This is a genomic window from Streptomyces sp. NPDC059828 (genome assembly GCF_042731955.1).
Taxonomy (GTDB): Bacteria; Actinomycetota; Actinomycetes; order Streptomycetales; family Streptomycetaceae; genus Streptomyces.
Map to the genome: position 1 here is coordinate 60,647 of NZ_JBHWIW010000033.1, position 20,977 is coordinate 81,623.

Genomic DNA, 20,977 nt, shown 5'->3' on the forward strand with positions numbered 1-20,977 from the left:
AGGGGGCAGCGCACTTCGAGCCGGTGGGCCGGCGACGTTCCGTTGCCGCTACGTGTTCCACGCGTCGGCGGGCTCGTCCAGCTCGCGCAGCGCCTGGGCGTGGGCGCTCATCCGGATGCTGAGGCTGCCGCTCGTGAAGAGCGCCACACCGGCGACCGACACCGGCACCGACAGCCCGAGCACGGCCAGGGCCTCAGGCCAGTCGCGTTCGTTCGCACACTGATAGCCCCTGTACAGACCGCCGTTGGCCGTACCCCGATCGGTGAACAGCCGTGATTCGCACTTGTCGGAGGAGCGGTGGTCCTCGCTCACCTCGTACGGCGTGAGCAGCAACAGCGCACACCATGTCCAGAGAAGTGCGGAGACGGCCAGCAGGGTGATACCCCAGGCGCGTATCCGCCCGTTCCTGTCACGGAAGTCGAGGTCGTACTCGCGTGATCGCATGGCGGGCGAGTCTAGGGCCTCTCGTTTGGATCTTGCCGGGCTCGCGTGCCGAGCACCTGATCCGGCGACCTGCGCCACAGCGCCCCGACGGGCCGGGGGCTCGTCCCGGCCATCGGGGCAGACGCGAGGAGAGGTGCGCCACTCAGTCGAGACAGAACTCGTTGCCCTCGATGTCCTGCATCACGATGCAGGACTCGTTGTCGTCATCGGCGGTCAGTAGGCGTACGCGTACCGCGCCGAGCGCGACCAGTCGTGTGCACTCGGCCTCGAGTGTGGCGAGGCGCTCTTCACCCACGAGCCCGGTGCCGACCCGCACGTCAAGATGAAGCCGATTCTTGGCGACCTTGCCTTCGGGGACGCGCTGGAAGAACAGTCGCGGGCCCACACCTGAGGGATCAGCGCATGACGCGAACGCCGGACCCTGGTGCCCGGGAGGCCGCGAGCGATCGAAGTCGTCCCAGGTGGCGAACCCCTCTGGCGGCGGCGCGGCGTACCCCAGCACCTCGCACCAGAAGCGAGCGACGCGCTCCGGTTCCGCGCAGTCGAAGGTGACTTGGAACTGCTTGATCGATGCCATCGGCCCACCATAGTGAGGTGTGCCATGCACCGGGACCCGGGGTGTCATCGCCGCGAGGTCGGACCCGCATGACCTGGGCAGCTGAGTCCTCGTCTTCGTCCAATGGATCCGGGACAGCGCGACGTACGGTCTTGTGAGCTCCACCCCGGCTCGTGCGCCCGCCCGGCACCCCCTGTGCGATCACGCTCACGGCACCAGGTCCGCCGGCACGGAAGGCCGACGACTGGTTCGCCGTGAGTGATCGCCTGAACGGACGGGAGCGGTCGACACGTATCCGGGCATGACCGCTCAGCGGTCATGTACTAGAGTTATCTCGACATCGAGATATCTGTGAGAAGGCGTACCGCACTCCTCATTCGTTGCGACCGCTGGTAAGGCTGACCTAACTAAGTCTTACCTTAGCGGATCGGTAGCAGCCACAGGCGGCAGGATGCGGTTCGTACGCGCACATGGAAAAAGGAGACTGTCGTGTCGGCGAACAGCTTCGACGCCCGCAGCACGCTGCGCGTGGGCGACGAGTCGTACGAGATCTTCCGGCTGGACAAGGTCGAGGGCTCCGCGCGCCTCCCTTACAGCCTCAAGGTCCTGCTGGAGAACCTGCTCCGCACCGAGGACGGCGCCAACATCACCGCCGACCACATCCGGGCTCTCGGCGGCTGGGACTCGCAGGCGCAGCCGAGCCAGGAGATCCAGTTCACGCCGGCCCGCGTGATCATGCAGGACTTCACCGGTGTGCCCTGTGTCGTGGACCTCGCCACCATGCGTGAGGCCGTGAAGGAGCTCGGCGGCGACCCGGCGAAGATCAACCCGCTGGCCCCGGCCGAGCTCGTCATCGACCACTCCGTGATCGCCGACAAGTTCGGCACCCCGGACGCCTTCGGTCAGAACGTCGAGCTGGAGTACGGCCGCAACAAGGAGCGCTACCAGTTCCTGCGCTGGGGCCAGACCGCCTTCGACGAGTTCAAGGTCGTCCCGCCCGGCACCGGCATCGTCCACCAGGTGAACATCGAGCACCTGGCCCGCACGGTCATGGTCCGAAACGGCCAGGCCTACCCCGACACCCTCGTCGGCACCGACTCGCACACCACCATGGTCAACGGCCTCGGCGTGCTGGGCTGGGGCGTCGGCGGTATCGAGGCCGAGGCCGCCATGCTCGGCCAGCCGGTCTCGATGCTCATCCCGCGCGTCGTCGGCTTCAAGCTCACCGGTGAGCTCACCCCCGGCACCACCGCCACCGACCTCGTGCTCACGATCACCGAGATGCTGCGCAAGCACGGCGTCGTCGGCAAGTTCGTCGAGTTCTACGGCGAGGGCGTTGCCGCGACCTCGCTCGCCAACCGCGCCACCATCGGCAACATGTCGCCGGAGTTCGGCTCCACCGCCGCGATCTTCCCGATCGACGGCGAGACCCTGAACTACCTGAAGCTGACCGGCCGCAGCGAGCAGCAGGTCGCCCTCGTCGAGGCATACGCCAAGGAGCAGGGCCTCTGGCTGGACCCGGCCGCCGAGCCTGACTTCTCCGAGAAGCTGGAGCTCGACCTCTCCACCGTCGTCCCGTCGATCGCCGGCCCGAAGCGCCCGCAGGACCGTATCGTCCTCGCGAACGCCGCCCAGCAGTTCGCGCTGGACGTCCGCAACTACGTGGACGACGCCGACGAGGCGGGCAAGGAGTCCTTCCCGGCCTCCGACGCCCCGGCCTCCACCAACGGCGTGCCGACCCGCCCGACCACCGTCACCGCCCCCGACGGCACCACGTACGAGATCGACCACGGCGCCGTCACCGTCGCCGCGATCACCTCCTGCACCAACACCTCGAACCCGTACGTCATGGTCGCCGCCGCGCTGGTGGCCAAGAAGGCGGTCGAGAAGGGCCTGACCCGCAAGCCGTGGGTCAAGACCACCCTCGCCCCGGGCTCCAAGGTCGTCACCGACTACTTCGACAAGGCGGGCCTGACCCCGTACCTCGACAAGGTCGGCTTCAACCTGGTCGGCTACGGCTGCACCACCTGCATCGGCAACTCCGGCCCGCTGCCGGAGGAGGTCTCCAAGGCCGTCAACGAGCACGACCTGGCCGTGACCTCGGTGCTCTCCGGCAACCGCAACTTCGAGGGCCGGATCAACCCCGACGTCAAGATGAACTACCTGGCGTCCCCGCCGCTGGTCGTCGCCTACGCCCTCGCGGGCTCCATGAAGGTCGACATCACCCGTGAGGCGCTCGGCATCGACACCGAGGGCAACCCGGTCTACCTGACGGACATCTGGCCCTCCGAGGCCGAGGTCAACGACGTCGTGGCCAACGCCATCGGCGAGGACATGTTCAACAAGTCCTACCAGGACGTCTTCGCGGGTGACGCCCAGTGGCAGGCCCTGCCGATCCCGACCGGCAACACCTTCGAGTGGGACGCCGAGTCGACCTACGTCCGCAAGCCCCCGTACTTCGAGGGCATGACGATGGACACCACCCCGGTCACCGACATCACCGGCGCCCGTGTCCTGGCCAAGCTGGGCGACTCGGTCACCACCGACCACATCTCCCCGGCCGGTGCGATCAAGGCCGACACCCCGGCCGGCAAGTACCTCACCGAGCACGGTGTGGAGCGTCGTGACTTCAACTCCTACGGCTCCCGCCGTGGCAACCACGAGGTCATGATCCGCGGTACGTTCGCCAACATCCGCCTGCGCAACCAGATCGCGCCGGGCACCGAGGGCGGCTACACCCGCGACTTCACCCAGGCGGACGCGCCGGTGTCGTTCATCTACGACGCCTCCCGCAACTACATCGACCAGGGCATCCCGCTGGTCGTCCTGGCCGGCAAGGAGTACGGCTCCGGCTCGTCCCGCGACTGGGCCGCCAAGGGCACCGCGCTCCTCGGCGTCAAGGCCGTCATCGCCGAGTCCTACGAGCGCATCCACCGCTCGAACCTCATCGGCATGGGCGTGCTCCCGCTCCAGTTCCCCGAGGGCGCCTCGGCCGAGTCCCTCGGCCTGACGGGCGAGGAGACCTTCTCCTTCGCCGGTGTCACCGAACTCAACGAGGGCACCACGCCGCGCACCGTCAAGGTCAGCACGGACAGCGGTGTGGAGTTCGACGCGGTCGTCCGCATCGACACCCCCGGTGAGGCGGACTACTACCGCAACGGCGGCATCATGCAGTACGTGCTGCGGAGCCTGATCCGCAAGTAAGGGCCACCGAGGGGTCCAACGGACCCCGCTGGGTGGTCTCCCCGGCCGCCATCCGTTTCGACGGATGGCGGCCGGGGCGTTTGCGGCGTGGGACGGGACGGGACGGGACGGGCGCTGGGGCGGGGCCGCTAAGCGATCAGCTCGATCTCGGCGAGTGAGGCCCCTGCGGCGGGGACCAGCCGGTACTTCCCGTAGGTCCCCGGCCGCCCGACCGTGAACACCCGGGTCTGCCGGTCCCAGGCGAAGGACTCACCGGACCGCTTGTCGACATCGGTCCAGGTGGTGCCGTCGGGCGAGCCCTGGAGCACCCAGCCCGACGGCGCCGTGCCCTTCGCCGACGACGTGAGTGTGTACTGGACCGCGCGGACCCCGGAGGTGAGGGGTAGCTCCATGGGCACCGATGCCTCCAGCGACTCCTCCGTGGTGGAGGTGTCGTCGAAGAGAGGGCCCGGGCCGCTGGTCCTGTCGCGCCGCGGCTCCGGCGCCCGGTCGTCCTGGGTGATGGACACCGGAGCGGCATCCCGCCCCGTTCCCCAGCGAGAGGGCTGCGGGCCCATGGAGAACTCCAGTGTGCCGCCGCGCGCGAGCAGGTCGTGCGGCAGCGCGGTGGAGCTCCAGGGCCGGCCGTTGACCTGCACGCCCTGGACGTAGATGTTCCGCGCGCTGTTCCGCGGGGCCTTCACCACCAGTTCACGGCCGTTCTCCAGGCGCACGGTGGCCTTGGTGAAGAGCGGTGACCCGATGGTGTACTCCCCGCTGCCCATCACCAGTGGATAGAAGCCCAGTGCGGAGAAGAGGAACCAGGCGGACTGCTCGCCGTTGTCCTCGTCGCCGTGGTAGCCCTGGCCGATCTCGCTGCCGGTGTAGAGGCGCGAGAGCACCTCGCGCACCTTCTCCTGAGTCTTCCACGGCTGGGAGGCCGCGTTGTACATGTAGGTGACGTGGTGGGCGACCTGGTTGGAGTGCCCGTACATGCCCATCCGTACGTCCCTGGCCTCCGTCATCTCGTGGATGACGCTCCCGTACGAGCCCGCGAACTCGGGCGACGCGGTCTCGGGGGTGGCGAAGTAGGTGTCCAGCTTCTTGCCGAGCCCCGCCCGGCCGCCGTACAGGTTCGCCAGGCCCCGGGTGTCCTGGGGGGCGGTGAACGCGTATCCGTACCCGTTGGTCTCGGTGTAGTCGTAGCCCCAGACCCTGGGGTCGTACCGATCCGGCGGGACGCGCCACTCGCCCTTCAGGTCCCGGCCCTGGAAGAAGCCGGTCCTGGAGTCGAACAACGACACATAGGTGCGTGCGCGGTTGCGGAAATACGCCGACTCCTCCCGGTAGCGCGGCTTGTGCGTCTTCGCGAAGAGGGCGTCGGCCATCCTGGAGAGGCCGTAGTCGTTGAGACAGCCCTCCAGGGACCAGGACAGGCCTTCGTGGGTCTCCGTCGACGCGTAGCCGATGAAGGGGGAGGTCTCCATGCCCTTGCGGCCCACGCCCTTGTGCGGTGGTGCCACGGTCGCGTTCTTGAGCGCCGCCTCGTACGCGGTCGCGGCGTCGAAGCCCCGTACGCCCTTGACGTACGCGTCGGCGAATGCGACGTCGGACGAGGTCCCGGTCATCAGATCGGCGTAGCCGGGGGATGACCAGCGGGAGATCCAGCCTCCGTCCCGGTACTGCTGGACGAAGCCGTCGACCAGCTCGCCCGCCTTCCCCGGGGTCAGGAAGGAGTAGGCGGGCCAGGTGGTCCGGTAGGTGTCCCAGAAGCCGTTGTTGACGTAGACCCGGCCGTCGACGAGCTTCGCGCCGGTGTGGGTCGGGGTGTCGGGGCCGGTCTGCGGTGAGAAGGGGCTGGCGTACACGTCCTTTCCGCCAGCCTTCTCGAAGCCGGAATTGGGATAGAGGTACAGCCGGTAGAGCGAGGAGTAGAGCGTCACCAGCTGGTCGTGGGTGGCGCCCTCGACCCGGACGCGGCCGAGGATGGCGTCCCAGGCGTCCTGCGCGCGGTCCCTGACCCGGTCGAAGGCGGCCGAATCCGGGATCTCCTGGGCCAGGTTCTGCTTCGCCTGGTCGACGCTGATGAGCGAGGTCGCGATCCGCAGGGTGACGGTGCGGTCCGCACCGGCGTCGAAGCGCAGATGTCCCTTGACGCCTGCCGACGAGGACGCGGTGACGGGCGCGTCGAACACTCCGTACACGAACAGCCGGGTCGCTCCTGTGGAAAGGCCGCTTTTGACATCGGAGTAGCCGGTGAAGGAGCTGGTACCGGGGTCCAGGGTGAGCCCGGCCTGCTCGGTGACGTTGTCGAAGAGCACCGATGCCTGCTCGCCCGGATAGGTGAACCGCATCATCGCGGCGTGGTCCGCCGGGGCGATCTCGGTCTTGAGCCCGTTCTCGAACGTCACCCCGTAGTAGTGCGCACGCGCGGTCTCCTTCTCGTGGCGGAAGGGGAGGGCCCGGGCGGTGCGCGAGGTGTCGGGTGTCCCGGTGGCTGCCGACGGCATGAGCTGGAAGGTCTGCCGGTCGCCCATCCAGGGGCTCGGTTCATGGCTGGCGCTGAATGCCTGGATGGTGGGCAGATTGTCGGTGTTGTTGGCCCGGGCGTATTCGTACAGCCAGCTCAGCGAGCCCGCGTTGGTGACCGGCGTCCAGAAGTTGAAGCCGTGCGGCACCGCGGTCGCCGGGAAGGCGTTGCCGCGTGAGAACGAGCCGCTGGAGTTGGTCCCGCGGACGGTGGAGACATAGTCCGTCAACCGTCCTGGCCGCTGAGGGAGCGCCGCGGGGGCGAGCCTGATGTCGTCGATCCAGCCCTGGAACTTCGCCGGGCCGGCGGGGGAGGCGTATGCCACCAGGATCCGGTCCACCGTCCTGCCCGCCGCTACGGAGCCGATCCGGGAGGCGACCTGGTTCCACTGGTTGGCATAGAGCCGCTTGGCCGCGCCCTGGCCCTGCGGCGTCAGCAGCCCACCGTGCGAGTCCACCGCCCGGAGGTCACTCAGATAGGTGCCGTCGGTGAACGCGAGGTCGACGGCCACATGAGTGGCGGGGTACTGGAGATCCGTCTCCGCCATCGAGGGGAACACCCGGTACGACAGCTCCGTGTCCCCCCGCACGGCCGTGTCGACGTCGAAGATCTTGTTGTACGAGTACGCCCGGCCGTCGGCCTTGTGGGTGCCCGCGTACCTCAGCGCCCGCTTCCCGGTGAAGCCCGCGTTGGCTTTCGCCGTGGGCGAGCCCCCGGGGCCCCGGTCGACCAGGCTGCGCATGTCCTCGGGCACCGGGGTGCCGGTGTCGCCGTCGGAGAACTGGACATCGGCCAGCTGGGTGGCGTCGGACGCGCCGTTGTTCGCGGTGATCTCCAGCCGGTAGTGGGAGTACACGGCTGTAGTGGCGGCGTCGATGTCGTAGGTCCTGGTCTGGAGGCGTTTGTCGAAGCTCTCGCCCGTGCGGGAGTCGAGGGTCTTCCAGTCCTTGCCGTCCGGCGAGCCCTTGAGCGTCCAGTCCCTGGGGTCGCGCGCGGCGAAATCGTTGGCCGAGGTCAGCGCATAGGTGACGACCTCGACCGGGGCGTCCATGTCGAATTCGATCCACGCGGTGGTCCGGAAACCCAGCCATTTGGTCGAGGGCTGGAGGTCGACCAGGTTCTCCTTGACCTCACCGGCGCCACTGTTCTCGTCGCTGACGCGAAGCTCGGTGACCTTGTCCGTCACATTGCCCGGAATTCCGGAGGCGAATCCGCCGTCGACACCGGATGACCGCTTGGCTCCACCTGGTCCCGTCTCCACGGTGTTGCGCCAGTCGGGCTGGTCTTCGTCCGCTTCGAAGGAGGTGGTGAACTCCGTTGCCGGGGACTCCGGTTGTGAGGGCGTCCCGACCGGAACGGCGACGGCGGCGGACTGGCCCGTCACCACCAGCAGGCAACTGGCCGCCACCAGGGCGGCCGTGCGGAGTCGTCTGTGCCGAGGGCTGGATCTGGGCCGCATACCGAGGCTCTTCCTCCCGCCGAAGCGAATCCGGACCGCGCCTGACCGTGTTGGACCACAGGGTGGACAACGTTGTCAGATCTCTTGCGCAGGCTCCAGTAGGGAGGCAAGTGCCGCACGGTGTCAAGGGTGTTGACGGTGTGGCAGGTTCGGATTCGGCCGTTTCGATGAGATTCTTGATCGCGAATGGATGAGGGGTGGAAACGGCGGCAGAGAGGAAGGGCTCGGGCGGTGCTTCCGTATCCGTGAGATCTCAACTCGGGAAAGTCTGGCGGCCAACCTTGTTTTCGATCTTGCTCAGCCGACCGCAAGTGGACTATACCTGTCGGCGTCCGCCTCCCGAACGTCCGTACTCCGCGGCGGCGGGCCGGGAGCTCTTCCCGTTCCCGCCGCGCCTCACTGAACCCCTGCACGACCCAGCTTCAGCAAAAGACCGCGGTGGCGGGGCCCTTCGCCTCAGACGATGAGACGGGCGACCGGTACACCGCCTGAGTCCTGGAGAAGGCGAGGACTTGAGCATGGGATCCACCTCCGGCCACCCGAACGGCGGTTTCGACCGCCGCGATCTGATCAAACGCTCTGCGGCACTCGGCCTGGTAGCCCTTCCGGCGATGAGCCTGCTGTCGGCGTGCGCAAGCGGCGCCGGCGGTGCCGGCGGCTCCAAGGTCGAGAAGGGCAAGGTCACCAAGATCAACCCGCTCGGCGTCAACGAGACCGCCCCCCTCGAGGTGGTCATCTTCGACGGTGGCTTCGGCCAGCAGTACGCCATCGACGCGGAGAAGAAGTACAACACGGCCTTCCCGAAGGCCCCCCAGGTCACCCACAAGGCCACCCAGAAGATCCAGTCCGAGCTCCAGCCCCGGTTCAACGGCGGCACCCCACCCGACCTCATCGACAACTCCGGCGCCGAGCAGATGGACATGGGCGTGCTCGTCGGCAAGAAGCAGCTCGCCGACCTCACCCCGTTGCTCGACGCACCCTCGTTCGACAACCCGGCCAAGAAGGTGCGCGACACCCTGCGCCCCGGCATCGTCGAGATGGGCCAGTTCGACGGCGCGCCCGTGTGGATCCTCTACTACGCCTACACCGTCTACGGCGTCTGGTACTCGCAGACCGCGCTGGACAGGCTCGACGCGCAGTACCCCGAGACCTGGGACGACATGCTCGCCCTGTGCGAGAAGGCGAAGAAGCAGGGCATCGCCGGCTGGACCTACGCCGGCAAGCACCCGTACTACCTGCCGTTCTCGCTCTACCCGTTCATCGCCAAGATCGGTGGCCGGGAGGTGCTGGACTCCATCGACAACCTGGAGCCCAACGCCTGGAAGCACCCGGCCGTCAAGGCCGCGTTCGAGGCCTACTACGAGCTCTACAAGAAGGGCTACATCCTCAAGGGCACCCCGGGCCTGGACCACATCCAGTCCCAGACCGCCTGGACCAAGGGCAAGGCGCTGTTCATCCCCAACGGCTCCTGGGTGGAGAACGAGGCGGCCAGCACCATGCCGAAGGACTTCAACCTCGCCGTCGCCGCGCCGTCCGGCCTCGACGCATCGGACAAGATGCCGTTCGGCACCATCTGGGCCTCAGGCGGTGAGCCCTTCATCGTCCCGGCGAAGGCGAAGAACGTCGAGGGCGGCATGGAGCAGCTGCGCATCATGCTCGGCGAGGCGTCGTCGAAGAACTTCACCCAGCAGGTCAAGTCGCTCACCGCGTTCAACGGCGGCACCGACGGAATCGAGCTGACGCCGGGTCTGAAATCGGGTGTCGCGGCGCTCGCGACGGCCGGTGAGAACGTTGTCAACCCGCGCCTCCAGGACTGGTACGTCAAGCTCCAGAAGGAGCAGATCGGCGTGGCGGGCCTCGGCGAGATGATGGCCGGACGACTCACCCCCGCCGAGGCGATCAGCAAGATCCAGGGCTACGCCGACAAGGCGGCCCAGGACTCGTCCATCAAGAAGTACAAGCACCAGTGAGCGATCCGTGCTCCCGGGGGCGCGACCTGGGGTGCGCCCCCGGAAGCACACGGCACCAGCGGCGGCACAGTCCGGAGGATCGGGGTCGGTAACCATGCAGCACGGCAAGTACCGCTTCATCGTGGGGTTCCTGGCAGCCCCCCTGGCGCTGTACGCGCTCTTCGTCATCTGGCCGTTCGTCCAGTCCATCTTCTACTCCTTCACGGACTGGACCGGTCTGAGCCCGGACTTCACCATGGTCGGCTTCGACAACTACGCCCGGCTGTGGGACGACGAGGTCTTCTGGAAGTCGCTCCAGCACAGCCTGCTGTTCGCGCTGCTGCTTCCGGTGGTGACCATCGGCCTCGCCCTGTTCTTCGCCTTCATGATCAATGTCGGCGGGCGGCACCGGAAGGGAGCCGCGGTCTCCGGGGTGCGGGGCTCCTCCTTCTACAAGATCGCCTACTTCTTCCCGCAGGTGCTGTCGATCGCGATCGTCGCCCTGCTCTTCCAGTTCGCGTACAACCCGGAAAGCGGGGCGATCAACTCCGCACTCAGGGCGGTCGGCCTCGACGGTGTCCAGCCGCTGTGGCTGGGCGACCCGGACCTCGCCCTGTGGTGTGTGATGGCCGTCCTCGTCTGGTCCACGGTCGGCTTCTTCGTGGTCCTGTTCTCGGCGGGCATGGCCTCCATCCCGAAGGACTTCTACGAGGCGGCACTGCTGGACGGCGCGAGCCGGATCACCACCTTCTTCCGCATCACCCTGCCGCTGCTGTGGGACACCATCCAGTCAGGCTGGGTCTACATGGGCATCCTCGCGCTCGGCGCGGAGTCCTTCGCGGTGGTGCAGATCATGACCACGGGGCCGGGCGGCCCCGACTACTCGACCACGGTGATGGTGCTGTACGTGTACCAGTCGGCGTTCCGCGACGGCGCGGCGGCCTACGCGACCACGATCGGCGTCGCCCTGCTGATCGTCACGCTGGCGTTCGCCGCCGCCGTGATGAAGCTGGGCCGGCGCGAGCGCCTGGAGTACTGACATGAAGACCACCGAAACCTCGGAATCCTCTGCCGCCGGCGCCGCTGGCTCGACCCTGCCACAGGTGGTGAAGACCGACCGGCCCGGTGCCCCCGGCGCGCACCCGAAGCGGAAGCGGGGAGGCGGCGACGGCAGGGTCCTCAACGTCTTCTCGCACGGCATGCTGGTCGTCTGGGCCTTCATGGTCGTCATGCCGCTGCTGTGGGCCGTGATGACCTCCTTCAAGGACGACAACGCGATCTTCAGCTCACCGTGGTCGCTGCCCGACCGGTTCCACTTCGAGAACTGGTCCCGGGCATGGAGCCAGGCCCATATGAGCGACTACTTCCTGAACACCGTCCTGGTGGTCGCCGGCTCCCTCGCGGGCACCCTGCTGCTCGGTTCGATGGCGGCGTACGTCCTCGCCCGGTTCGACTTCCCGGGCAACCGCTTCATCTACTTCCTCTTCATCGGGGGAATGAGCTTCCCGATCATGCTGGCGCTGGTCCCGCTGTTCTACGTGATGAACAACATCCAGCTCCTGAACACCATCCACGGCCTGATCCTGGTGTACATCGCGTACTCGCTGCCGTTCACGGTGTTCTTCCTGACCGCCTTCTTCCGCACCCTGCCGACCTCGGTGGCGGAGGCCGCCCTGATCGACGGGGCCTCGCACACCCGGACGTTCTTCCAGGTCATGCTGCCGATGGCCAAGCCCGGACTGATCAGCGTGGGGATCTTCAACTTCCTGGGGCAGTGGAACCAGTACATGCTGCCGACGGTGCTGAACACCGATCAGGACCAGAAGGTGCTCTCCCAGGGCCTGGTGCAGCTGGCCGTCAGCCAGGGGTACAAGGGCGACTGGTCGGGTCTGTTCGCGGGCCTGGTGATGGCGATGCTGCCGGTGCTGGCCGCGTATGTGGTCTTCCAGCGGCAGGTGGTCGCGGGGCTGACCGCGGGGGCGCTGAAGTAGCCTGCCCTGTCCGTCCGCCGCCCCGGGTGCAGACGGACGGGGGCTTCTCACTGCCGCGCTCACTCCATCCGGCGCGGGGGGCTCACTCCGTCCGGCGCCCGCCCGCGCGCGGGGGGCCCACTCCATCCGGCGGCCGCCCGCGCGTGCTCAGGTCTTGACGGGAGGCGGCCCTAAAGGCTCCCCTTAGAGTTCACATGTTGGAGTAATGAGCGGGAGTGTGTGGGTCGATGGAGACTCCGGGGTCGCAGACATCTCTGCATCGGGCCAATCTTGAGCGGGTCGTACGTGCCGTGCGGATGGCCGGTTCGCTCACCCAGGCCGAGATCGCGAGAGCGACCGGCCTGTCCGCCGCCACGGTCTCCAACATCGTTCGTGAGCTGAAGGACGGCGGCACGGTCGAGGTGACCCCCACCTCGGCGGGCGGCCGGCGGGCCCGGAGCGTTTCGCTGAGCGGGGACGCCGGGATCGTGATCGGCGTGGACTTCGGGCACACCCATCTGCGGGTCGCCGTGGGCAACCTCGCGCACCAGGTGCTGGCGGAGGAGTCCGAGCCACTCGATGTCGATGCCTCGTCCGAGCAGGGCTTCGGTCGGGCGGAAGTGCTGGTCAAACGGCTGATCGCGAGTACCGGGATCGGTGAGGACAAGGTGATCGGGGTCGGGCTCGGTGTGCCGGGGCCGATAGACGTCGAGTCCGGGACCCTGGGCTCGACCTCGATCCTGCCGGGCTGGACCGGGATAAACCCCAGCGAGGAGCTCGCGCGGCGGCTGGGCGTGCCCGTGTACGTCGACAACGACGCCAATCTCGGTGCGCTCGGAGAGCTGGTCTGGGGGAGTGGCCGGGGAGTGAAGGACCTCGCCTACATCAAGGTGGCGAGCGGTGTGGGCGCGGGGCTGGTCATAGACGGCCAGATCTACCGGGGACCGGGCGGTACGGCCGGAGAGATCGGACATATCACGCTGGACGAGTCGGGCCCTGTCTGCCGCTGCGGCAACCGGGGATGCCTGGAGACCTTCGCGTCCGCCCGGTATGTCCTTCCGCTGCTCCAGCCCAGCCATGGCCAGGACCTGACGATGGACCGGGTCGTCCAGCTCGCCCGCGAGGGCGATCCGGGCTGCCGCAGGGTGATCGCCGACGTCGGCCGGCACATCGGCAGCGGGGTGGCGAACCTGTGCAATCTGCTCAATCCCTCCCGGGTGGTGCTGGGCGGGAATCTGGCCGAAGCGGGAGAATTGGTGCTTGCGCCGATCAGGGAGTCGGTCTCCCGGTACGCGATTCCCAGCGCGGCCCGCCAGCTCTCCGTACTGCCCGGGGCGCTCGGCAGTCGGGCCGAGGTGCTGGGGGCGCTGGCGCTCGTGCTCAGCGAGATGGGTGATTCGACACTTCTGGAAGGATCCGCCGGGTCTGGCGGTGCGCTTCTCGCCGGCGCGCCTGCCTTCACTTAGATAACGAATGGCACCGTTGTCATCTCGTTAAGGATTTACTCCTTGACGACGGCGAGGCGCCCGAGTTGACTTCCAGCCACCTCGGCCGCGCGACGCGGCCTCGTCAGGGAGGTTTCTCAATGAACACGCAGATGCGTCGTGCCGCCGTGGCTGTCGCCGCCACCGCCATGGCCGTGTCCCTCGCCGCCTGTGGCAGCGCCAAGGAGTCCGGGGAGAACGCCAACAGCGCCGGCGAGAAGAAGGGCGACGACCTCAAGATCGGTCTCCTCCTCCCGGAGAACCAGACCGCCCGCTACGAGAAGTTCGACAAGCCGCTCATCGAGAAGAAGATCAGCGAGCTCACCAGCGGCAAGGCCGAGGTCGTCTACGCGAACGCCAAGCAGGACGCGACGCTCCAGACCCAGCAGGTCGAGACGATGATCACCAACAAGGTGGACGCGCTGATCATCGACGCGGTCGACTCCAAGGCGATCGCCGGCAGCGTGAAGAAGGCGAAGGAGGCCGGTATCCCGGTCGTCGCCTTCGACCGCCTCGCCGAGGGTCCGATTGACGCGTACACCTCCTTCGACAACGAAGAGGTCGGCCACGTCCAGGGCAAGGCGCTCCTGGACGCGCTGGGCGACAAGGCCAAGAGCGGCCAGATCGTCATGATGAACGGCGCCATCACCGACCCGAACGCCGCCCTCTTCAAGAAGGGCGCGAAGGCCGAGCTCGACGGCAAGGTCAACATCGGCAAGGAGTACGACACCAAGGAGTGGAAGCCGGAGAACGCCAACGCCAACATGGAGGCCGCGATCTCGGCCCTCGGCAAGGAAAAGATCATCGGCGTCTACTCCGCGAACGACGGCATGGCGGGCGGCATCATCACCGCTCTGAAGGCGGGCGGCTTCACCAAGCTTCCGCCGGTCACCGGCCAGGACGCCGAGCTTGCCGGTGTGCAGCGGATCGTCGCGGGCGAGCAGTTCATGAGCGTCTACAAGCCGTACGCGCCGGAGGCCGCCGCCGCCGCCGAGATGGCCGTGAAGCTCGCCAAGGGTGAGAAGCTCGGGAGCGTGGAGACCGCCCGTGTCGACAGCCCCACCAACAGCGGCATCCCCGCGGTGCTCGTCCCGGTCGTCTCGCTGACCAAGGACAACATCAAGGACACCGTGGTCAAGGACGGCGTCTACACCGTCGACGAGATCTGCACCGCGAAGTACAAGGCCGCCTGTGACGCGGCCGGCCTGAAGTAGGTCCCACGGAGTCCCGGCCAGGGACCTGGAGCCAACCAGCGTCCAGGCCAGGGCCCCAGGGACCGCCGGAAGCCTGTCCGGTGCCCCGCCCCAGTCCAGCCCCGCTTTCGGGGCGGGGCACCGGACAGAAACGCTTCTGCTCGCTTCCGGCTTCGACAACTCGATTCTGCTCGACCCACCGCACCACCTGGCCTGCCGGGGGGCGCGGCAGCCCCGCCGGTCAGGCGGCGAAGGAGATGGTTCACGTGTTCGCTACGCCCGTGCTGGCGTTGCGCGGGGTCTCCAAGCGGTTCGGTGCCGTCCAGGCGCTCACCGACGTAGAGCTTGAGGTCCACGCCGGCGAGGTGGTCGCCCTCGTAGGTGACAACGGCGCCGGTAAGTCCACGCTGGTCAAGACGATCGCAGGGGTGCACCCCATCGATGACGGCGTCATCGAGTGGGAGGGCCGTCCCGTGGCGATCGACAAGCCGCACGACGCCCAGAACCTGGGCATCGCGACCGTCTACCAGGACCTCGCGCTGTGCGACAACATCGACGTCGTCGGCAACCTCTACCTCGGCCGGGAGCTGCGCAAGCGCGGTGTCCTCGACGAGGTCGAGATGGAGCGCCGCTCCCGTGAGCTGCTGAGCACGCTGTCCATCCGCATCCCCAGCGTCCGCATCCCGATCGCCTCGCTCTCCGGTGGTCAGCGCCAGACCGTGGCCATCGCCCGCTCGATGCTCGGCCAGCCCAAGCTCGTCATCCTCGACGAGCCCACCGCCGCACTCGGCGTCGAGCAGACCGCTCAGGTGCTCGACCTCGTGGAGCGGCTGCGTGAGCGCGGCCACGCGGTCATCCTCATCAGCCACAACATGGCCGATGTGAAGGCCGTCGCGGACAAGGTGGCCGTGCTCCGGCTCGGCCGGAACAACGGCGTCTTCGACGTCAAGTCCACCTCGCAGGAAGAGATCATCTCCGCCATCACCGGCGCCACGGACAACGCCGTGACCCGTCGTGCGGCGCGCACCACGGAGGCGCAGAAGTGAGCACCCACAAGACCTCCGGCCAGGGTGTCGGCGGACACCAGGTTGTGAACCCGGACGCCGCGCACGACGCGGTCACCGCGGTCGACCCCCGGCTGCTGGTGCGCGAGCAGGGCATCGCGGGCTACCTCTCGGAGTTCAAGCGCAAGCTGCACGCCGGTGACCTGGGCTCCATCCCGGTCGTGATCGGCCTGATCATCATCGCCGTCGTCTTCCAGAGCCTGAACTCCGAGTTCCTCTCCGCGAAGAACATCTCGGACATCGCCGTCACCATGGTGGGCACGGGCACGATGGCCGTGGGCATCATCTTCGTGCTGCTCCTCGGCGAGATCGACCTCTCGGTCGGCTCGGTCAGCGGTGTCTCGGGAGCGATCGTCGCCGTCATGGCCGTGACGCACGGGATGAACGAGTGGCTCGCGGTCTTCGTGGCCCTCGCCAGCGGCGCCGCGATCGGCGCGCTCCACGGCTTCTTCTTCGCGAAGATCGGTGCTCCGGCATTCGCCGTGACGCTCGCCGGTCTGCTGTTCTGGCTGGGCTTCATGCTCCAGCTCCTCGGCGACCAGGGCACCGTCAACCTGGACAGCGAGGGTGCGGTCGGCCAGCTGACCACGTACTTCTTCTCCGACATCGCGGCCGGATACGGCCTGGCGACCGCCGCGGTCGTGGTGTTCTTCGTGACGTCCTTCGTGGGCAACCGTCGCCGCGAGGCCGTCGGCGTCCCGTCCCGGCCGCTGTCCGACGTCGTGCTGCGCACGGTGCTGCTGGCCGTCATCGCCTTCGGGGCGGCGTTCATGTTCAACCAGTACAAGGGCCTGCCGCTGGCGTTCGTCCTGTTCCTGGCCATCCTGGTGATCACGGACTTCGTGCTCCGCCGCACCGCCTACGGTCGCAAGATCTTCGCGCTCGGCGGCAGCGTCGAAGCCGCCCGACGGGCCGGCATCAACGTCGCGGCGGTCCGGATCTCGGTCTTCGCCCTCTCCGGGTTCTTCGCGGCGGTCGGCGGCCTGTTCTGGGCCTCCAAGATCGCGGCGGCCAACCAGAGCGCTGGTACGGGCGACCTGCTGATGAACGTCATCGCCGCGGCCGTCATCGGCGGCACCAGCCTCTTCGGTGGACGCGGCCGGACCTGGAACGCGCTCCTCGGCGCCCTGGTGATCGTCGCGATCCAGTACGGCCTCGCGCTCGAGGGCATCAGGACCCCCGTGGTCTACATGATCACCGGCGGCGTGCTGCTCGCCACCGTCGTGATCGACTCGGTCACCCGCAAGACGCAGAAGACCGCGGGCCGCGCGTAACGCCGCTCACACAGTGCCCGGCACCGGAACTGGTGCCGGGCACTTCCGCGTGTTCACCCACGGGCGCGGGTAGCGATAGCCCGTCCGTGGCCCGGCTCACCGATGGAAGGACGCGCAACACACCGCCCGATGACTGCCGCCGAGGGCGGAACACTAGACTCGGCGGATCGGCATGCTCGACCAGCTCACACGCAAGGAGGCACGGGTGGCATTGCTTACCCGTATCAAGGGACCTCGGGATCTGGACCGGCTCAGCCCGGAGCAGCTCGACCAGCTGGCCGCAGAGATCCGGACGTTTCTCGTCGACGCCGTGTCCAAGACCGGCGGTCACCTCGGCCCCAACCTCGGTGTGGTCGAACTGACCATCGCCCTGCACAGGGTCTTCGAGTCCCCGAAGGACAAGGTCCTGTGGGACACGGGCCACCAGAGCTATGTGCACAAGCTGCTGACCGGCCGCCAGGACTTCTCGAAGCTCAAGATGAAGGGCGGCCTCTCCGGCTACCCGGCACGCTCCGAGTCCGAGCACGACGTCATCGAGAACTCGCACGCGTCGACGGTGCTCGGCTGGGCCGACGGTCTCGCCAAGGCCAACGAGGTCCTGAAGAAGGACGACCACGTCGTCGCCGTCATCGGCGACGGCGCCCTCACGGGAGGCATGGCCTGGGAGGCGCTGAACAACATCGCGGACGCGAAGGACCGTCCGCTCGTCATCGTCGTCAACGACAACGAGCGGTCCTACGCCCCGACCATCGGCGGCCTGGCCAACCACCTGGCGACGCTGCGCACCACCGACGGCTACGAGCGCTTCCTCGCCCGCGGCAAGGAGATCCTCGAGCGCACCCCCGTCCTGGGCAGGCCGCTCTACGAGACCCTGCACGGCGCCAAGAAGGGCCTCAAGGACTTCATCGCCCCGCAGGGCATGTTCGAGGACCTGGGCCTGAAGTACGTCGGCCCGATCGACGGCCATGACATCGCCGCCCTGGAGTCCGCGCTCACGCGGGCCAAGCGGTTCGGCGGCCCGGTCATCGTGCACTGCCTCACCGAGAAGGGTCGCGGCTACCAGCCGGCCCTCCAGGACGAGGCGGACCGCTTCCACGCCGTCGGCAAGATCCACCCCGACACCGGCCTGCCGATCGCCAGCTCCGGGCTGGACTGGACGTCCGTCTTCGGCGAGGAGATGGTCGCGCTCGGCAAGGAGCGCGAGGACATCGTCGCGATCACCGCCGCGATGCTCCAGCCCGTCGGCCTGGACAAGTTCGCCAAGGCGTTCCCCGAACGGGTGTATGACGTCGGTATCGCCGAGCAGCACGGCGCGGTCTCCGCGGCGGGTCTCGCCACCGGTGGTCTGCACCCGGTCTTCGCGGTCTACGCGACCTTCCTGAACCGCGCCTTCGACCAGGTGCTGATGGATGTGGCGCTGCACAAGTGCGGGGTGACCTTCGTGCTGGACCGCGCGGGCGTCACCGGCACGGACGGCGCCTCGCACAACGGCATGTGGGACATGTCGATCCTCCAGGTCGTCCCTGGACTGCGGATCGCCGCCCCACGCGACGCCGACCAGGTGCGCGCCCAGCTGCGTGAGGCCGTCGAGGTCGAGGACGCGCCCACGGTGGTGCGCTTCTCCAAGGGCGCGGTCGGTCCCGCGGTCCAGGCCGTGGGGCGGGTCGGTGGCATGGACGTGCTGCGCGAGCCGCGCGCCGAGCGCCCCGACGTACTGCTGGTCTCGGTCGGCGCGCTCGCCCCGATGTCGCTTGAGGTCGCGGATCTACTCGACAAGCAGGGCATCTCCACGACCGTCGTCGACCCGCGCTGGGTCAAGCCGGTCGACGAGGCACTCGCCCCGCTCGCCGAGAAGCACCGGGTCGTGGTAACCGTCGAGGACAACATCCGGGTGGGCGGTGTCGGCGCGGCCGTCTCCCAGGCGCTGCGTGACGCGGGCGTCGACCTGCCGCTGCGGGACTTCGGTATTCCGCCGCGCTTCCTCGACCACGCCTCCCGCAAGGAAGTGCTGGCCGAGATCGGCCTGACTGCCCCGGACATCGCCCGCCAGGTCACCGGCCTGGTCGCCAGGCTCGACGGGCGCCTCGACGAGGACCCGGTCGAGACACGCGAGCCTGCCCGCGACTGACGCCGGAGGATTGGGCCGGTCGGACCACCCGAAAGGGGTTCGACCGGCCCTTTCGTGTGAAACGGGGCATCAGCGCGGGCGAGGGTCCGTACCCCTCTCGATCATGGGCATACAGCCATGGGTACGGAGGTACGCCGGTGAGTACGGATCAGAAGTCGCCAGATCCCGGATTGTTTCGGACGAAATCGGTCGAGCAGTCGATCCGGGACACCGAGGAGCCTGAGCACGCGCTCAAGAAATCCCTCTCCGCCTGGGACCTGACCGTCTTCGGTGTCGGCGTCATCATCGGCACGGGCATCTTCGTGCTCACGGGCAAGGTGGCCAAGGAGAACGCAGGCCCGGCCACCGCGCTCGCCTTCGTCGTCGCCGGTGTCGTCTGCGCGCTGGCCGCCCTCTGCTACGCGGAGTTCGCCTCCACCGTCCCGGTGGCCGGTTCGGCGTACACGTTCGCGTACGCCTCGCTCGGCGAGCTCGTGGCCTGGATCATCGGCTGGGACCTGGTGCTGGAGTTCGCCCTGGGTACGGCGGTGGTGGCGGTCGGCTGGTCCGGCTATGTGCGCTCGCTGATCGACAACGCCGGTTGGCATCTACCAGCGGCACTGGAAGGGCCCGACGTGGCGGGCGGCACCTTCGACATTCTCGCCTTCCTGCTGGTGCTCGTGCTCACCGCGATTCTCGTCGTCGGCATGAAGCTGTCCGCCCGGATCACCGCGATCGTGGTGGCCATCAAGGTGACCGTGGTCATGATCGTGATCATCGCGGGCCTGTTCTTCATCGTGGGCGACAACTACAAGCCCTTCATCCCGCCGTCGCAGGTCCCGCCCGGAGGGATCTCGGGCTGGGACGCGCCGCTGGTCCAGCTGTTGTTCGGCTATGAACCGACCAACTTCGGTGTCATGGGCATCTTCACCGCCGCGTCCGTCGTCTTCTTCGCCTTCATCGGCTTCGACGTGGTGGCCACCGCGGCCGAGGAGACCAAGAACCCGCAGCGCGACATGCCGCGGGGCATCATCGGCTCGCTGCTCGTCTGCACCGTGCTGTACGTCGCCGTCTCCATCGTGGTCACCGGCATGCAGCACTACAGCCAGCTGTCGGTGAGCGCGCCACTGGCCGATGCCTTCAAGTCCGTAGGGCACCCGTTCTACGCCGGGATCATCAGTTTCGGTGCCGCCGTCGGTCTCACCACCGTGTGTCTGATCCTGCTGCTGGGCCAGACCCGGGTGTTCTTCGCCATGAGCCGTGACGGGCTGCTGCCGCGCTTCTTCTCGGTCACCCACCCGCGGTTCCGCACCCCGTACCGTCCGACCATCCTGCTCGGCGTGATCATCGCCATCGTCGCCGGCTTCACCAGCATCAACGAGCTCGCGACCCTGGTGAACATCGGGACCCTCTTCGCCTTCGTGCTCGTGGCCATCGGCGTGATCGTCCTGCGCCGCACCCGCCCCGACCTGCCTCGTTCGTTCCGTACTCCCTGGGTGCCGATGCTGCCGATCGTCTCGGTCGCGGCCACCGTGTGGCTGATGCTCAACCTTCCGGGTGAGACCTGGTTCCGGTTCGCCGTCTGGATGGTGATCGGGGTGGCCGTGTACTTCCTCTACGGGCGCCGCCACAGCCGCCTCGGCAAGGAGGGCAGGAACGCCAGGTACTAGGTGTACTGGTCACGAGGGTGCAGACACTCGTGACCAGCACACCTGGACCGATCACCGGTCCGGTGAGGGTCCGGTCACCGGACCCTCACCGGAC

The 20,977-nt window shown here is 67.9% G+C and carries 13 protein-coding genes; 10 read left to right on the top strand and 3 right to left on the bottom strand.

Annotated features, from left to right (window positions below):
* Positions 1–48: 48 nt before the first annotated feature.
* Positions 49–444 carry a hypothetical protein gene (locus ACFV6V_RS20435; protein WP_385566863.1) on the bottom strand — a complete coding sequence of 132 codons (396 nt, stop codon included), beginning with the start codon at positions 442–444 and terminating at the stop codon, positions 49–51.
* Positions 445–586: 142 nt separating this feature from the next.
* Complete coding sequence (locus ACFV6V_RS20440; RefSeq protein WP_385566865.1) at positions 587–1,021, bottom strand: VOC family protein; 435 nt, start codon at positions 1,019–1,021, stop codon at positions 587–589.
* A gap of 468 nt (positions 1,022–1,489) precedes the next feature.
* Here ACFV6V_RS20440 and acnA point away from each other — a divergent pair, with 468 nt between their 5' ends.
* Complete coding sequence (gene acnA, locus ACFV6V_RS20445; protein WP_385566867.1) at positions 1,490–4,204, top strand: aconitate hydratase AcnA; 2,715 nt, start codon at positions 1,490–1,492, stop codon at positions 4,202–4,204.
* A gap of 128 nt (positions 4,205–4,332) precedes the next feature.
* Here acnA and ACFV6V_RS20450 read toward each other — a convergent pair whose 3' ends face one another.
* Entirely contained in the window at positions 4,333–8,172 is a 3,840-nt protein-coding gene (locus ACFV6V_RS20450) for a GH92 family glycosyl hydrolase (RefSeq protein ID WP_385566869.1), read from the bottom strand.
* 518 nt (positions 8,173–8,690) lie between these two features.
* Between ACFV6V_RS20450 and ngcE the strand changes: the two genes are divergently transcribed.
* The 9 genes from ngcE to ACFV6V_RS20495 all read left to right on the top strand — a co-directional run bounded on the left by ngcE (position 8,691) and on the right by ACFV6V_RS20495 (position 20,883).
* Positions 8,691–10,142 carry an N-acetylglucosamine/diacetylchitobiose ABC transporter substrate-binding protein gene (gene ngcE / locus ACFV6V_RS20455; RefSeq protein WP_385566872.1) on the top strand — a complete coding sequence of 484 codons (1,452 nt, stop codon included), beginning with the start codon at positions 8,691–8,693 and terminating at the stop codon, positions 10,140–10,142.
* Positions 10,143–10,236: 94 nt separating this feature from the next.
* The gene (locus tag ACFV6V_RS20460) at positions 10,237–11,160 is read left to right on the top strand and encodes a carbohydrate ABC transporter permease (protein ID WP_385566875.1); all 924 of its coding nucleotides are present in this window, start codon (positions 10,237–10,239) and stop codon (positions 11,158–11,160) included.
* A gap of 1 nt (position 11,161) precedes the next feature.
* On the top strand, positions 11,162–12,112 hold the full coding sequence (locus tag ACFV6V_RS20465) for a carbohydrate ABC transporter permease (protein ID WP_385566877.1): 951 nt from the start codon (positions 11,162–11,164) through the stop codon (positions 12,110–12,112).
* 227 nt (positions 12,113–12,339) lie between these two features.
* Entirely contained in the window at positions 12,340–13,557 is a 1,218-nt protein-coding gene (locus ACFV6V_RS20470; RefSeq protein ID WP_385566880.1) for an ROK family protein, read from the top strand.
* 119 nt (positions 13,558–13,676) lie between these two features.
* Complete coding sequence (locus ACFV6V_RS20475; protein WP_385566882.1) at positions 13,677–14,789, top strand: sugar ABC transporter substrate-binding protein; 1,113 nt, start codon at positions 13,677–13,679, stop codon at positions 14,787–14,789.
* 236 nt (positions 14,790–15,025) lie between these two features.
* Positions 15,026–15,814 carry an ATP-binding cassette domain-containing protein gene (locus ACFV6V_RS20480; RefSeq protein WP_385566885.1) on the top strand — a complete coding sequence of 263 codons (789 nt, stop codon included), beginning with the start codon at positions 15,026–15,028 and terminating at the stop codon, positions 15,812–15,814.
* Positions 15,811–17,106, top strand: coding sequence for a sugar ABC transporter permease (locus ACFV6V_RS20485; RefSeq protein ID WP_385566887.1), 1,296 nt, complete (start codon positions 15,811–15,813; stop codon positions 17,104–17,106). Before ACFV6V_RS20480 ends, ACFV6V_RS20485 begins: the two co-directional genes overlap by 4 nt.
* Positions 17,107–17,311: 205 nt before the next feature.
* The gene (gene dxs / locus ACFV6V_RS20490; protein ID WP_385566889.1) at positions 17,312–19,234 is read left to right on the top strand and encodes a 1-deoxy-D-xylulose-5-phosphate synthase; all 1,923 of its coding nucleotides are present in this window, start codon (positions 17,312–17,314) and stop codon (positions 19,232–19,234) included.
* 137 nt (positions 19,235–19,371) lie between these two features.
* Entirely contained in the window at positions 19,372–20,883 is a 1,512-nt protein-coding gene (locus tag ACFV6V_RS20495; protein ID WP_385566891.1) for an amino acid permease, read from the top strand.
* Positions 20,884–20,977: the final 94 nt, after the last annotated feature.